Annotated in this window: 12 protein-coding genes and 4 tRNA genes; 7 read left to right on the top strand and 9 right to left on the bottom strand. The window is 68.5% G+C overall.

The genetic code is table 11. The features are described from left to right. Positions 1 to 130: 130 nt before the first annotated feature. From EV647_RS32305 to EV647_RS32295, 3 genes are read left to right on the top strand one after another with little or no spacing between them, the layout of a single operon-like run. Entirely contained in the window at positions 131 to 1,048 is a 918-nt protein-coding gene (locus EV647_RS32305; protein ID WP_134009720.1) for an ATP-binding cassette domain-containing protein, read from the top strand. Further along, a complete protein-coding gene (locus tag EV647_RS32300; protein WP_134009718.1) occupies positions 1,045 to 1,686 on the top strand; it encodes a DedA family protein in 642 nt (213 codons plus the stop codon). Before EV647_RS32305 ends, EV647_RS32300 begins: the two co-directional genes overlap by 4 nt. After that, a complete protein-coding gene (locus EV647_RS32295) occupies positions 1,683 to 2,477 on the top strand; it encodes an ABC transporter permease (RefSeq protein ID WP_134009716.1) in 795 nt (264 codons plus the stop codon). Before EV647_RS32300 ends, EV647_RS32295 begins: the two co-directional genes overlap by 4 nt. 49 nt (positions 2,478 to 2,526) lie before the next feature. Here the strand turns inward: EV647_RS32295 and EV647_RS32290 are convergent, their stop codons facing one another. From EV647_RS32290 to EV647_RS32275, 4 genes are all read right to left on the bottom strand, one after another. After that, positions 2,527 to 4,065 carry a ParA family protein gene (locus EV647_RS32290; RefSeq protein WP_134009714.1) on the bottom strand — a complete coding sequence of 513 codons (1,539 nt, stop codon included), beginning with the start codon at positions 4,063 to 4,065 and terminating at the stop codon, positions 2,527 to 2,529. 214 nt (positions 4,066 to 4,279) lie between these two features. Next, positions 4,280 to 4,945 (bottom strand): response regulator transcription factor, encoded by a 666-nt coding sequence (locus tag EV647_RS32285; protein WP_134009712.1) that lies wholly within the window; start codon positions 4,943 to 4,945, stop codon positions 4,280 to 4,282. Beyond that, positions 4,942 to 6,498: a sensor histidine kinase gene (locus EV647_RS32280; protein ID WP_134009710.1), complete on the bottom strand. Its 1,557-nt coding sequence runs from the start codon at positions 6,496 to 6,498 to the stop codon at positions 4,942 to 4,944. Before EV647_RS32280 ends, EV647_RS32285 begins: the two co-directional genes overlap by 4 nt. 47 nt (positions 6,499 to 6,545) lie before the next feature. Further along, positions 6,546 to 7,625 (bottom strand): GntR family transcriptional regulator, encoded by a 1,080-nt coding sequence (locus tag EV647_RS32275; RefSeq protein ID WP_134009708.1) that lies wholly within the window; start codon positions 7,623 to 7,625, stop codon positions 6,546 to 6,548. 76 nt (positions 7,626 to 7,701) lie between these two features. Between EV647_RS32275 and EV647_RS32270 the strand changes: the two genes are divergently transcribed. Together EV647_RS32270 and EV647_RS32265 are read left to right on the top strand one after the other, a co-directional pair. Then, complete coding sequence (locus EV647_RS32270; RefSeq protein ID WP_134009706.1) at positions 7,702 to 8,418, top strand: SDR family NAD(P)-dependent oxidoreductase; 717 nt, start codon at positions 7,702 to 7,704, stop codon at positions 8,416 to 8,418. 32 nt (positions 8,419 to 8,450) lie between these two features. Beyond that, entirely contained in the window at positions 8,451 to 9,908 is a 1,458-nt protein-coding gene (locus tag EV647_RS32265; protein ID WP_134009704.1) for a glycosyltransferase family 39 protein, read from the top strand. Here the strand turns inward: EV647_RS32265 and EV647_RS32260 are convergent. From EV647_RS32260 to EV647_RS32245, 4 genes are all read right to left on the bottom strand, one after another. Then, on the bottom strand, positions 9,902 to 10,849 hold the full coding sequence (locus tag EV647_RS32260; RefSeq protein WP_134010366.1) for an NADPH:quinone oxidoreductase family protein: 948 nt from the start codon (positions 10,847 to 10,849) through the stop codon (positions 9,902 to 9,904). The two genes, EV647_RS32265 and EV647_RS32260, sit on opposite strands and share 7 nt — an antisense overlap. Positions 10,850 to 11,315: 466 nt before the next feature. Next, a tRNA-Val gene (locus EV647_RS32255) sits at positions 11,316 to 11,387 on the bottom strand. A gap of 23 nt (positions 11,388 to 11,410) precedes the next feature. Next, positions 11,411 to 11,481: transfer RNA gene (locus EV647_RS32250), tRNA-Cys, on the bottom strand. A gap of 32 nt (positions 11,482 to 11,513) precedes the next feature. Beyond that, positions 11,514 to 11,586 (bottom strand) — tRNA-Gly (locus EV647_RS32245). 175 nt (positions 11,587 to 11,761) lie between these two features. On the opposite strand from EV647_RS32245, the gene EV647_RS32240 reads away from it, so the two are divergent. Further along, entirely contained in the window at positions 11,762 to 12,580 is an 819-nt protein-coding gene (locus EV647_RS32240) for an aminotransferase class IV (protein WP_134009702.1), read from the top strand. A gap of 252 nt (positions 12,581 to 12,832) precedes the next feature. Here EV647_RS32240 and EV647_RS32235 read toward each other — a convergent pair whose 3' ends face one another. Then, positions 12,833 to 13,393 carry a CGNR zinc finger domain-containing protein gene (locus tag EV647_RS32235; protein WP_130438463.1) on the bottom strand — a complete coding sequence of 187 codons (561 nt, stop codon included), beginning with the start codon at positions 13,391 to 13,393 and terminating at the stop codon, positions 12,833 to 12,835. A gap of 127 nt (positions 13,394 to 13,520) precedes the next feature. On the opposite strand from EV647_RS32235, the gene EV647_RS32230 reads away from it, so the two are divergent. Continuing rightward, a tRNA-Val gene (locus tag EV647_RS32230) sits at positions 13,521 to 13,592 on the top strand. Positions 13,593 to 13,718: the final 126 nt, after the last annotated feature.

Raw genomic sequence — 13,718 nt, 5'->3', positions numbered from 1 at the left:
CCGGTCACGCACAGATGGTATCGACACACCTGACGAAAGTAGGGGCCGGGACCAGCCGCTCGTCCGATGTGCCGGGGGTGCCTCCGTTTCTAGGTTCGACGTACCACAAGAACCAGGAAAGGGCCCCGGCGTGATCACGCTCGAAGGACTCACCAAGAGGTACGGCGGGACGACCGCCGTGGACTCACTCGACCTCACCATCTCCCCCGGCCGGGTGACCGGCTTCCTCGGGCCGAACGGCGCCGGAAAGTCGACGACGATGCGGATGATCCTCGGCCTCGACAGCCCGTCCGCGGGCACCGCGCTCGTCGACGGACGCCCGTACGCCGACTGGCCGCGCCCACTGACCAAGGTCGGCGCCCTGCTCGACGCCAAGGCCCTGCACCCTCGCCGGTCCGCCCGGAACCATCTGGTCGCGACGGCCCGCAGCAACGGCGTCCCGGTCACCCGCGTCGACGAGGTGCTGTCGATCGTCGGCCTGGACACCGTGACCGGGAAACGCGCCGGGCAGTTCTCGCTCGGCATGGGCCAGCGGCTCGGCATCGCCGGCGCGCTGCTCGGCGATCCCGAAGTGCTGATGTTCGACGAGCCCGTGAACGGCCTCGACCCGGACGGTGTCCGGTGGGTCCGGGAGCTGATGCGCTCGCTCGCGGCCGAGGGCCGCACGGTCTTCGTCTCCAGCCATCTGATGAGCGAGATGCAACTGACCGCCGATCAGCTGGTCGTGATCGGTCGCGGCCGCCTGATCGCGGACGCCGCGGTCGGCGACGTGATCGCGGGGTCGTCCAGGACGACCGTCGCCGTGCGGATCCCCGACCGGACCCAGTTCGCCGTACTGCGGGACCGGCTGGCAGCGGAGGCCGAGCGGGTCGACGTCGTCCAGGAGCGACTGGTGGTGACCGGCGTACCGGCCGAACGGGTCGGCGATCTCGCCTACGAACTCGGCGTACGGCTGCACGAACTGGTGACGGAGCGCGCGTCGCTCGAGGAGGCCTACATGGAGCTCACCGCGGACAGCGTCGAGTACGGCGTGGCGGTGGCGTCATGAGCGACGCGATCCTGCAGTTCGCCCACGAGCTGATGTCGTCCTGGTGGATCTACCTCGCGTTGTGGGGATTCGCCGCGCTCGACGGCTTCTTCCCGGCCATCCCGTCGGAGACTCTGGTCGTCACGGCAGGAGTGTTCGCCGCCGCCGGTGAGCCCAACCTGTACGCCGTCATCGTCGTCGCGGCGGTCGGAGCCTTCATGGGCGATCACATCTCCTACGCCCTCGGGCGCGGCGCCGGCGGACGGATGCTCGACCGGATGACGCCAGGGACCAGACGGTACGCCGCGGTGCTCTGGGCCAGGCAGGCTCTGGCCGAGCGCGGCGGGCTGGTCCTCGTTGTCGCCAGGTACGTGCCCGGAGGACGTACCGCGGTCACGCTGACGATGGGATCGGTCCGCTATCCGCTCCGGCAGTTCTCCGGGTTCGCCGCACTGGCCGCGGTCAGCTGGGGCATCTACTGCAGCCTGGTCGGATACATCGGCGGGAAGGCGTTCGAGGACAACCCGCTGAAGGGCGTGGTGCTGGGCATCGGCCTGGCGCTCGCGGTCACGCTGGTCGTCGAGGTCGTCCGGCATCGGCTCAAGAAGAGGCGTGAAGGTCAGGTAGAGGCTGAGCTCGTGGAAGTGGGTCGACGATGAGTACTGCGATCCTCACAGTGGGGACCGGGAGCGGTCTGTCGAACGCGGTTCGGTCGGAGTGGACCAAGCTGTGGTCGGTCCGGTCCAGCTGGCTCAACATCGTGGGTGCCGCCGTACTGAGCATTTTGCTCGGGATGCAGTACGGCTGGGGGCTCGCCTACGACAACACGCACCTCGAGCCCGGCGCGGTCGCGGAGCAGCAGCCGATCGGGCACTTCGGCGTCTCGGCGATGCTGATCGTGCAGGTGGTGATTGCCGCGTTCGCCTTGCTGACAGTCACCTCGGAGTACGCGACCGGCAGTATCCGATCGACCTTGCAGTGGACTCCGGTGCGGCGGGACGTCGTACTCGCCAAGGCTGCCGTGCTCGCACCGGTCCTGTTCGTCTACGGGATCGCAATGGCCGCGATCGCTGCGGTGGCAGGCGGTCTGACCGCCCGTTCCTGGGCTGACTGGGACGCCACCGACCTCGTGGTCGACCTGCTGTCTGTCGGCTTCTATGCGACCGCTGCCGGCCTCTTCAGCGCCGGAATCGCCTGGGTGGTCCGCAGCACCGCCGGCACGCTGACAGTTGCCTTCCTGCTGCTTCTGGTGGTGCCGCTGATGCTGGGCCAGGCGTCATTGCGCGCACTGGTGTGGACAGCGGCCCTCCTCCCAGGCGGGGCCGGCCAGAACTTCCTGACAGGCGCCACGGACCCGCTCTCCCCCACCCTGAGCGCGGCGATCCTGATCGCCTGGGCAGGCGGCGCACTGGTCTTCGGTGCGAGCATCCTCAAACGACGCGACGCCTGAACAGCGACGAGGCGGTCCGGAAGCTTCCGGACCGCCTCGTTGCTTGTGCTCAGCGCGGGGTGTTGAGCGCGATGGTGATCTGCTCCGAGACCCGGGCCGCGAGTTCCAGGGCGGCGCGGCGGGTGTTGGGCTGCAGGGCGTTGTGGTCCAGCGGACCTTCCGCCGCGATATGCATGTCGGTCGGGATGTCGATGACGGCGGCCGCGCGGGAGTCGAAGTACGGCCGGAGCTGCTTCTCGACCTCCTTGTTGACGTCGCCGGGGCCGTTCGAGACCGCGATCACCGCGCGGCGGATCAGCCGCTGTGCCTCCGGACCCTGGTTGTCGAGCTCCTCGAGCATCTGTACGGCGGCCGCGCAGGACAGGCTCTTCCACTTGATCGGGATGACGAGGGCGTCGGCCGCCTTCATCGCCTCGCGCCAGTTGCTGGAGCCCTCGTTGTTCCCGGTGTCGATCACGAGCACCTTGTAGAACCGGCTCAGCAGGCGGTGGATCTGGTCGAAGTCCTTGGCCTCGATCTGCGCGTACGTCGTGGTGGCCGAGGTGAGGACGTCGTACTGACCGGCGACCTGGTGCCGCAGGTACGCCGCGACGTCGCCGAGCCGGGCGTCCGGCTGGGTCAGCATCGGCATCGCCTGCAGCATGTCCGTGACGGTCGACCGGGAGTTCGTGTCGTGGGTCCGCAGGTGCATGTTGCCGCGCAGCTCGTTGTTGTCCCAGGCGACGACACCGCCGCCACGGGCCTGACCGAGCGCACCCGCGAGCATCAGGGTGGTCGGCGTCTTGCCCGAGCCGCCCTTCGGGTTCGCCACGACGATCGTCACCGGACGGCGGAAGGCCGTCGCCGCGGTCGCCCGCGCGATCCGCTCGGAACGCTCGGCGCTCCCTGGACGCAGCTTCAGCATGCTCCGCATGCCGCGCTCGGCCGGAGCCTCCCGGGGCAGCGGCAGCGCCTGGATCAGCTCGTCGGCGCGGTACGACAGGTTCTGCGGGGGCTGCTGCGCCTGCTGCCCCGGGACGCCCTGCGGGAAGAAGTGCTGAGCGGCCGGCGAGAGTGGCTGACCACCCTGTCCCGGCTGGGGCGCCGGAGCGGCCTGCGGAGGCTGAGCAGGCGGGAACTGGGCCCCCTGTGGCGGCGTGCCCTGGTCCTGCCCGGAAACGTGAAACGACGAACCGCCGAACAACGGGCTGTTCTGACCAGCGTCCTGAGCGGTAGCAGCAGCCTCGTCGGTGGCTGCCGGCTCGGCCTCGAGACCGGCCTCGTCGTCCTTCTCTTCCGGCTGGCTCCACGACGCAACACCAGGCTCAGCGGCCGGCTGCGTCCAGGATGGGGCAGGCGCGCTCGGCTGCGGCTGGGTCCACGGCGCCGGCTGGTCGACGGGCTTGGTGGCCGGTCCGGACCACGAGTCGCCAGGGAACTCCTGCGACAGGGCGTCGGCCTGCTCCTCGGTGTCCTCGACCGGTTCGGCGTCGGGCGTCTGGTTAGGGTCCGGCTGGGTCCAGGAGGGGGTCGGCTGCCACATTCTCCGGACCTCGGCCGCCGCCGCTTCCCGGTCCTTGTGCTGTCCGGAGTTGTGCGAGTCGGTCACGACCTGGATCCCCGATTCTGTGAGAGGGGGCGGGTGGCCCCAGGAGGCTTGCTGGGTGGTCCGGAGAGGTGAGGTCTCCGGGAGGGTCCACTATCCCATGACCCGGTGTCCTTACCACGTCACCACCCGGAGCGTCCGGTGACGGTTCCGCAACCAGTATCCAGGCTCGCGCGGGCCATCCGTCGCGGTGACCCGAAGCGGCCAGATCCGCCCTTCAGCCCGTGACCAGACCGGCTTCGTAGGCGACGATCGCCGCCTGGACCCGGTTCTTCACACCGAGCCGCAGCAGTACGGCACTGACGTACGCCTTCACGGTCCCCTCGACCAGGTACAGCCGCCCCGCGATCTCGGCGTTCGACAGGCCGGCGCCGACCAGTCCAAGCACCTCCAACTCCCGGGGAGTCAGTACGGCGACCTGCTCCTTGGCAGCCGCCGCACGTGCCATCGCACCGCCACCGGCGCCCGCACTCAGCTCAGCAATCACCCGCTGCGCGACCTTCGGAGAGAGATAGGCGGCGCCTTCGGCTACTGCCTTCAGGCCCGAGATGAGCTCCCGCGGGTCGCCGGACTTCAACAGGAAGCCACTCGCGCCGTCGCCGAGCGCCCGGGCGATGTAGGCGTCCTCCGAGAACGTCGTGAGGATGACGACCGCCGTCTCCGGGACCGTCCGCCGGATCTCTGCGCCGGCGGCCAGTCCGTCCATCCGCGGCATCCGGATGTCCAGTACGGCGACGTCCGGCCGGTGCCGCCGTACCGCCTCCACGGCTTCGACGCCGTCGGCTGCCTCGGCAACGACCTCGATCTCGTCGTCGGTGCCGAGGATCGCGCGGACACCGGCCCGCACCATCGCCTCGTCGTCGGCGAGCATCACCCTGATCATCCGTTGCCTTCCGGGGTCGGTGGGACAGAACCGCTCTGTACGACGGCCTTGGCGACCAGAACGCCGTTCGCGAAGCACAGGCGGTACACGTAGTTGCTGGAGAACGGAGCGGCCGGCCGGTAGTACCGGCAGCTCCAGCCGGCCGGTGGCTGGTAGCCCTCCCCCGGCGCATCGATCATCTGCATTCGCGGCAGCACCTTCGCCACCTCCGCTTCGGACTGGCCGATGGTGAGTCCGTCGTACTGCGCTGGTCGCAGGATCGCGCTGTAGCCCGCCACGAGGTAGTAGCCAAGGGCAACCGCACCGACCACGGCACCCAGTAGTACCGGCGCGGCAATGGCAGTGATCAGGCCACGCTGTGCGCTCCGCCGTACCGTCGCTCGCTCAACCGCGGCAGTGGGTGGCTCCGGTCGGCCGCCGGCCCGCGGCATCGTGGCAGTGACCCGGAAACCACCACCTGGTCGTGGACCTGCAGTGAAAGAGCCGCCAGCGAGCCGGACGCGTTCACGCAGTCCGTCGAGGCCACGCCCACCTGACGGCGCAGCCACTGGTTGGCTCGTCCCGGTGTCGACAACCTCCACCTGTACGTCGTCCTCGTGCGTCGTCACGCTGACCGTCACGGACGCACCGGGTGCGTGTTTGCTCGCATTCGTCAACGACTCCTGCACCACGCGGTGCACGGCCCGGTCCACCATCGGCGCCAGTACGCCGTCAACGCCCTCGGTCAGCTGCACCGCCAGACCGGACGCAGCAGCCCGGTCCACCAACGCACGCACGGTTTCGTCATGCGGAACGGTCGGTGCGTCCTGGTCACGCAGTACGCCGACGATCTCGCCGAGCCGCTCCGTCGCAGTAGCGGCCGACTCGCGTAGCTCACCCGCAGCCCGTCGGTGTTCCTCTGGGAGGGACGGGTCGAGTTCGAGCGCTGCTGCGCGCAGTGCGATCAGGCTGAGCTCGTGACCGACCGAATCGTGCATGTCCTCAGCGATTCGAGACCTCTCGCGCAGGCGCTCCTGGTCGATCTCCATCTGCTGCTCGCGCTCGATCCGCTCGGCTCGCTCCCAGCCTGCTGTCGCCAGCAACGCCTGCTGCGCCCGGTAGCGCCCCATCAGCCACGGCAGCACGACGACTAGCAGTGCGAGCAGAAGCAACATGAGCCAGGTCAGCACCGCCTCTGTCGCCTGAGCTCCCCTGGGCATCGTCAGGGCGAGCAGGAGCATCCCGAGCAGCGACCAACTGCACAGGAGCACGAAGTGCTTGAGCTGTGTCTCCCGTCGGCCGGCCAGGTAGCTCAACAAGCTGATCGCCGGTACCAGGGCGATCTGCACGCCGTTCGTCGTACCGAGTGCGAAGGCGACGATGACGATCTCCGTCCACGCCACCGCACCCAGAGCCACCAGCGGCCACCTGCGTCGCCCGATGACCGCGAACGCCAGGACCGCGAGGCAGGCAGCGCGGACCCAGTACGGGTCGTGCCGTGCACCGCTCTCTGCGAGCACGAGGAAGCTCAGCGCGGCCCACAGACCCACGTCCCCCAGGCGGCGCCACTTCATGACGTAGACGCTACACAGTCGCAGTGCGCACGCCGTACTGCCGAAAGTCAGGTCTGCGCGTCAATCAGCTCGAACGGTACGAGAGACAGGTTCGGCACGGGCTCACCGCGCAGCTGCGCGAGTAGCAGGTCCACGGCACGCCGGCCCATCTCTGCCTGGTTCTGCCGGACATGCAGGTACGGCGGTCCGCCGATGGAGTCCCCCGGTGAGTCGAAGCAGGCGACCACTCGGTCACCGCCCAGCGCCCTGTCGACCATGCGGGCCAGGTTGTACTCACACGCGAAGTACGCCGTCACCTCGGGTCTCTGGTCGCGGAAGGCGCGAATGGTGTCCATGTCCGCGCGGACGCTCTCGGTGGTCGTCGAGCCGGGCAGTGTGCTGCGCAAGTCCGTCAGCTCGTAGGGCTGACCGTGCTTTTGATCGGCGAAGGCGGCGCGGAAGCCCTCGAGCCGGTCCTCGATCGAGGAGGTGTTCACCGGCGGCGGCGAGACGAAGGCAACGTGCTCATGTCCCCGATCCAGCAGCCGTGTGGTGAGTGCGCGAGCAGCGGCCACGTTGTCCGTGTGCACCGCGGCCACAGGGATGCCGGAGAGATGACGGTCCACCACAACCACCGGGAACCCGTCGAGCACCTGCCGGAGCAGGCTGGCGTTGTAGAAGTCGCCGTGCACCGGGAACACGATCAGACCGTCCACAGTGGCCACCAGCGAGTCGACAGCCTTCTCCTCATCGGTCTGCCGGCCGTGCGTGCGCCGTACCACCAGGTGGGCGCCGTACTCCGCGCAGCGCTCCTCGATCGCGTTGAGCAGGTCCAGCCCGTAGGCCTCGGACATATCAGGCACGATCAGCGCGATCGACCGGGCCTCGCGGCGCGGCGTCGGGCGGAGCGGGACGGTCAGATCGGTGAGGTCGGGCAGCCGGCGTACGACGAACGTCCCCTTGCCCCTGACGCGCTCCACCAGACCGGCTTCCCGCAGTACCTCCAGGGCGCGCTTGGACGTGATCCGGCTGACCGCAAACTGCGCCGCCAGCTCCATCTCGGACGGCACCCGGTCCCCCGGCCGCAGCGCACCCCGGCGGAGCTGCTCCAGCACGTGAGCGCAGATCCGCTCGTACAGCAGTGCCACAGCTCCTCCTCTCGCCGGTCCGGTTGACATATCCAATCATCCCGGACTGTCGGTGGCGGCTGGCAGCCTGCGGAGCATGGACAGCGCAGGGAAAGTCGCAGTAGTCACCGGAGCCGCGGTCGGCATCGGCCGCGCGATCGCCCAGCGCCTCGCCGCGGCAGGCGCGTCCGTCGTGGTCGCGGACATCGACGCCGCCGGCGGCCGGCGTACGGCGGAGCTGATCGGGAAGTCGGCGCGGTTCGTGCAGGTCGACCTTCGCGACGACGACGCGGTCGCCGACCTCATGAGCTGTCGGCCGCAGATCCTGGTCAACAACGCGGGCGGCGGGGCGGTGCTGACGCCATGCTTCCCGGCAGCTTCCGTCAAGCGCTGGTCCGACTCCCTTGCGGTCAACCTGCGCGCCCCGATGCTCGCCACTCAGCTCGCCCTTCCCGGCATGCAAGCGGCGGGCGGTGGCGCGGTCGTGATCGTGGGGTCGACGGCCGGGCTGGGTTTCGGCCCGCACGTGTCGCCGGAGTACAGCGCCGCCAAGGCAGCCCTGATCCGCTGGACCACCACCCTGGCGCCGCTCCACGCAAGTCACGGTGTGCGGGTGAACTGCGTCGTACCCGACTGGGTAGCCACTGAACGCGGACTGCGTGAACGCGACGCGTTGCCACCGGATGAGCGCGGCCCGGCGCTGGTCCCGCTGGAGGCCGTCACCGACGCCGTCGTCCGCTTCGTGGAGGACGAATCACTCGCCGGTCGCGTCCTGCTCCTGGAACGCGAGCAGGAATCCCACCTGTTGAACTAGTCGCGGCCCCCTCCGGCTGGCACCATGCCGCCATGACCCGCCCACCGGTGCCTGCGTTCGCTGTACGGCCTGTCGCGACCGTCGCGTTGATCGTTGGTGCGGTACTCACTGCGCTGTCCGGACGCTACGGCTACCACCGCGACGAGCTGTACTTCATGGTCGCCGGCCGGCATCTCAGCTGGGGGTACGTCGACCAGCCGCCGCTGACCCCGTTCATCGCGCGCGTGTCGACGGCCGTCTTCGGCGACACCGTGATGGGGCTGCGGGTGCTGTCGACGTTGAGTACTGTCGCCACGATCGTCGTCGTCGCGCTGATCGCGCGGGAGTTCGGCAGCGAGCGGCGCGGTCAGATCCTCGCGGCTGTCTGTGCCGCGGTGTCCGGGTTCGTGATCGGTGTCGGGCATCTGGTCTCCACGGCGACGTACGACCTGCTTGCCTGGATGCTGATCGGTCTGTTCGCGGTGAAGCTGCTGCGGACGGGCGACGGCCGCTGGTGGCTCGCGCTCGGGCTGACGGCCGGGATCGCGTTGGAGAACAAGTACCTCGTCGTGCTGCCGATCGGCGCGCTGCTCATCTCGCTGCTGATCGTGGGACCGCGCGGGGTGCTGCGATCGTGGTGGCTGGTCGCGGGCGTGGCGGTCGCGGGGCTGATCGCGTTGCCGAACGTGCTGTGGCAGTTCCAGCACGACTGGCCGCAGCTCAGGGTCGCGAGCGGGATCAGCGAGGACGACGGCACCGAGAACCGGATCATGTTCGTTCCGCTCCAACTCCTGCAACTGTCACCGTTCCTGGTCCCGGTGTGGGTGGCCGGCTTCCTGCGGATCTGGCGGCAGCTCCGCTGGGCTCGCTCCGTCGCGCTGGCGTATCCGGTGTTGTGCCTCGTCGTGCTCGTGACCGGCGGGAAGTCGTACTACGCATTGCCGCTGCTGCTCGTGCTCGTGGCAGCCGGTTGTGAGCCCGCACTGCGCTGGGTGGATCGTCATCGAGCCCAGGCTGTCGTCGGTTTCGTCCTGACTGCGGTGACATCTGCCGTCTTCACACTGCCGGTCCTGCCCGCGTCAGCCGTCGACTTCGTCATCCCGGTGAACAAGGAGCAGGGGGAGCAGATCGGCTGGCCCGCGTTCACCGCGTCCGTCGCCGGTGCGTGGGGCCAGATCCCGTCTACGGAGCGAGCGACTCTCTTCACCGGCAACTACGGCGAGGCCGGAGCGCTTGTGCGCTACGGACCTGCGCACGGCCTGCCGGCGCCGTACTCCTCGCACATGAGCTTCTGGGACTGGTCGCGGCCGCCGGACACCAACACCGGTCCGGTGCTCCTCGTCGAGATCGAACGGACCCCGATCTTCGAGTCGTACTTCCGCGACTGCAAGCAGGTCGGCACCGTGGACAGCATCGTCTCGAACGACGAGGACGGCACCGCCCTGGTCCTGTGCAGCGCGCCCGCGGAGCCCTGGTCCACCTTGTGGCCGAAGATCCGGCAGTTCTACTGATCTCCTGACGGTCGAACGATGAGGGCGAGCTTGCCGACGGTGGCGCGGGCCTCGAGCTCGGCCAGGGCTTTCGGGCCGTCGGCGAGGTCGTAGACGGTCGGACGGCCGGGTGGGTACACACCGGCCTCGATCAGCTCATCGAGCTCGTGGAGGACCTCGGCGAACAGTTCGGGTGCGTGCTGGATCGTGGTGGTCAGATGCTGGCCGATCACGTGCACCGGGTGCTTGAAGTTGAGCTCCCAATTGCTGATCGACGACTCACCGGCCGCGGCCCCGATGACAACGACCTTCCCGGTCACCCGACGCGCGACCTCGATGCTCTGCCGGAACGTGTCGCCGCCGACGGATTCGAGCACGATGTCGACACCGCGCCCGCCCGTCAACCGGCGTACCTCCACGACCAGGTCCGCTGCCCGGTAGTCGATCACATGATCCGCGCCAAGCCGCCGTACGACGTCATGCTTCGACGCGGACGCGGTGGCGATGACCGTCGCACCGTAGTGCTTCGCGATCCGCACCGCCGCCTGCCCGACACCGCCGGCCGCGGCGTGGATCAGCACGGTGTCACCAGCGGTCAGCTGTCCGAGGGGCCGGAGAGACGCGAGAGCGGTTGCCCAGTTCAGAACCAGGCCGAGGGCTTCCTCGTCACTCCAGCCGTTCGGCACGGGTACGACGGCGTTGGCGGGCATCACCATGTACTCCGCGAACGCGCCGGCACCCGTCCCGATGACATGGTCGCCGAGGGCCACATTCGCCACGTTCTCGCCGAGGGCAACGACCTCACCTGCTGCCTCGAAACCCGCCAGGTACGGCGGCTTCGGGCCACCGTCGTACGTGCCTCGCGTCTGCATCACGTCGGCGAAGTTCACCCCCGCGGCACCGACTTTCACGAGGACCTCCCCCGCCCCCGCCACCGGCACCGCGACGTCCACGACCCGCATCACACCCGGACCGTCCAACGAAGGCTGTTCCAGCGCCCGCACGACCTCACCACCCCTCACTTATGTTTGATGATGATCGTACACCTGTTTGCCGACGATCGAACTCTTTCCCGGCGGCCGGTCACTCCAACCACAGCCGAGCGAAGCGAGGCTTCACCGGGGGCGGTCGACCGAGTGATGAGAGACGCGCCGCACTGGTGAGATAACTGCCCACCTAACAATCGCAGCCGAGCGCAGCGAAGGCGTCCACCGAAGGACGGATGAGGATGTGGTGAGCGACCCACAAACGGAACAACCGCCGTGAGGTAACTGCCCAATCCAACCACCGCAGCCGAGCGAAGCGAAGGCGCAAGGGGTGCGGGTGGCGGAGCCCCCGCCGCGCGGCAAGCGAAGCGCAGCCGCACAAATGACGAAGGCGAGGCGGTCAGCGCAAGTATTGCGCGACACACCTCGCCCATCGCCTTCGTGGACGATACTGGGATCGAACCAGTGACCTCTTCCGTGTCAGGGAAGCGCGCTACCGCTGCGCCAATCGTCCAAGGGAACCTCGTGGGGTTCTCGAGGTGGAGACGGGATTCGAACCCGTGTACACGGCTTTGCAGGCCGTTGCCTCGCCTCTCGGCCACTCCACCACTGAGAAAGCTGGCCTGCCGAACCCTCTCCGAGCGGACGACCGGGTTCGAACCGGCGACCTCAACCTTGGCAAGGTTGCGCTCTACCAACTGAGCTACGTCCGCACTGCGACCGGTTTTCGGTGTCTCCGGCGCGAGAAGAACATTAGCCCATCTCCGCTCCAGTTCAAAAATCGGGGTCCCCGGTACGTCGACGTACCGTCATCAACTGCTCACCTTCGGACTCCCGCGCGGACCGGGATCGCCTGCGCACTAAGGTGTTCCGCGGAAGGAGCACCACATGCGTATCTGGCTGAACGGCGCCTTGCTGGACGACGAGGCGACGGTCTCGCCGCTGGACCACGGGCTGACCACCGGCGACGGCGTTTTCGAGACGATCAAGATCGAGAGCGGCCGGCCGTTCGCGGTCCGGCGGCACCTCGACCGGCTCGTCCGCTCGGCGGTCGGGCTCGGCCTCCCGGCACCGGACGTCGCGGCGATCGAGGCGGGTATCGACGCGGTGGTGGCGGCCGACCCCGGTATCCCGTTCGGCCGGTTGCGGATCACGTACACGGGCGGTGTCTCTCCGCTGTCGTCGGACCGCGGTACGTCGGGCCCGACCGTCCTGATCGCGACGCAGGCGATCAAGCGTCCGGCGCCGATGTCCGAGATCGTCACGGTCCCGTGGGTGCGCAACGAACGCAGCGCGGTCGCCGGCCTCAAAACCACGTCGTACGCCGAGAACGTCCGCGCCCTCGCCTACGCGAAGGAGCGCGGCGGCAGCGAGGCGATCTTCGCGAACACGATCGGCAACCTCAGCGAAGGCACCGGCTCGAACATCTTCTGCGTGTACGACGGTGAGCTTGTCACGCCGACCCTCGAGTCTGGCGCATTGGCCGGCGTGACGCGCGGGCTCGTCCTCGAATGGTTCGGTGGCTTCGAGCGCGACGTACCGCTGGAACAACTCTTCGAGGCCGAGGAGATCTTCCTCACATCCACAACGCGCGACGTGCAGGCCATCCGGCGTGTCGACGACCGCGAGCTCCCCGCCCCCGGCACCATCACCGCCCAGGTCGCCAAGATCTTCACCGAACGCTCCACCGAAAACCCGAACCCGTAGCCCGCGCTTTCCGGAACATAATCGCCAACCGGCGCACACAAGGTTCCGGAAAGACCACCGGCCCGGACCGGCCACCACCGGCGCGCACGCGAGGGGACATCCCCTCGCGCAGTGGGTTCTCCCCTCGTACACCAGCAGAGAACCCCCCAACCGCAGGGGACATCCGTTCGCGTTGTCAGGCGACGCCGACCAATCCTCGGGTGCGATCGGCCGGTGTGTAGTGCGTGCGCTGGGTGCCCGCCGGCTGGGGGGTTACTCGCCCGAGGCTTTGCGGCGTTCGCGGTAGGCGGCTACGTGCAAGCGGTTGCCGCAGGTGCGGGCGTCGCAGTAGCGCTTGGAACGGTTGCGGGACAGGTCGATCAGGGCGTCGTCACAGTCGGGCGCCTCGCATCTGCGGAGACGTTCACGCTCGCCGGCCGAGATGACCTGCGCCAGTGCGATCCCGCACTCCACCGTGATCCGGCACGCCAGCGACGCGCCCGCGCGGGAATAGTGGATGTGCCACGGATGCCCGTCGTGGTTGGTCAGCCGCGGAGTCGACGTACCGCGCGCGATGATCGCGTTGATCATCGTCGCCGCCGACGCGTCGGAATCCGTGGTGAACACCGGCGCGAACAACGGCCGCAGGTCGCGGACCTCGGCCAGGTCCTTGTCCGTCAGCGTATCGACCGCGCTGAACTCCCGTTCCTGGACGAACTTCTCCAGTTCCTCCAGGGTCTCCAGCGAATCGACCTGGCTGTTCGGCCCGGGCATCGTGTTGACGAGCCGGACCAGCGTCCCGAGCGCCTGCTCGGTGTCGTGCGAGAAAGTCACAATCACGTCTCCAACGCGACGGGGTCTCCGTCCTGCAGCAAGAGTAGCCCGGCCCGATTAGATCGTCGCTTCATCATGCGCTATGGTTTCACCCGCAACACCCCACAAGAAACATCAGCACCACCCCGGGCGATTGGCGCAGTGGTAGCGCGCTTCGTTCACACCGAAGAGGTCACTGGTTCGAACCCAGTATCGCCCACGAAGGCGACAGGCGACGTGTGTCCGCGGAAAGCGCGGACCTCGTCGCCTTCGTCATTTGTGCGGCTGCGCTTCGCTTGCCGCGCGGCGGGGGCTCCGCCACCCGCACCCCCTTTGCGCCTTCGCT

Origin of the sequence: Kribbella sp. VKM Ac-2566 (assembly GCF_004366005.1) — a bacterium.
Classification (GTDB): domain Bacteria; phylum Actinomycetota; class Actinomycetes; order Propionibacteriales; family Kribbellaceae; genus Kribbella; species Kribbella pratensis.
The sequence above is the reverse complement of the archived record's forward strand: the minus strand, read 5'-3'. Positions and strand labels throughout refer to the sequence as shown.

What these genes read in the sequence shown, in the direction of transcription:
- EV647_RS32260 (WP_134010366.1), bottom strand. Translation starts at nt 10,849, where the DNA reads ATGCGGGTCGTGGACGTCGCGGTGCCGGTGGCGGGGGCGGGGGAGGTC.
- EV647_RS32295 (WP_134009716.1), top strand. Translation starts at nt 1,683, where the DNA reads ATGAGTACTGCGATCCTCACAGTGGGGACCGGGAGCGGTCTGTCGAAC.
- EV647_RS32270 (WP_134009706.1), top strand. Translation starts at nt 7,702, where the DNA reads ATGGACAGCGCAGGGAAAGTCGCAGTAGTCACCGGAGCCGCGGTCGGC.
- EV647_RS32265 (WP_134009704.1), top strand. Translation starts at nt 8,451, where the DNA reads ATGACCCGCCCACCGGTGCCTGCGTTCGCTGTACGGCCTGTCGCGACC.
- EV647_RS32285 (WP_134009712.1), bottom strand. Translation starts at nt 4,945, where the DNA reads ATGATCAGGGTGATGCTCGCCGACGACGAGGCGATGGTGCGGGCCGGT.
- EV647_RS32240 (WP_134009702.1), top strand. Translation starts at nt 11,762, where the DNA reads ATGCGTATCTGGCTGAACGGCGCCTTGCTGGACGACGAGGCGACGGTC.
- EV647_RS32300 (WP_134009718.1), top strand. Translation starts at nt 1,045, where the DNA reads ATGAGCGACGCGATCCTGCAGTTCGCCCACGAGCTGATGTCGTCCTGG.
- EV647_RS32280 (WP_134009710.1), bottom strand. Translation starts at nt 6,498, where the DNA reads ATGAAGTGGCGCCGCCTGGGGGACGTGGGTCTGTGGGCCGCGCTGAGC.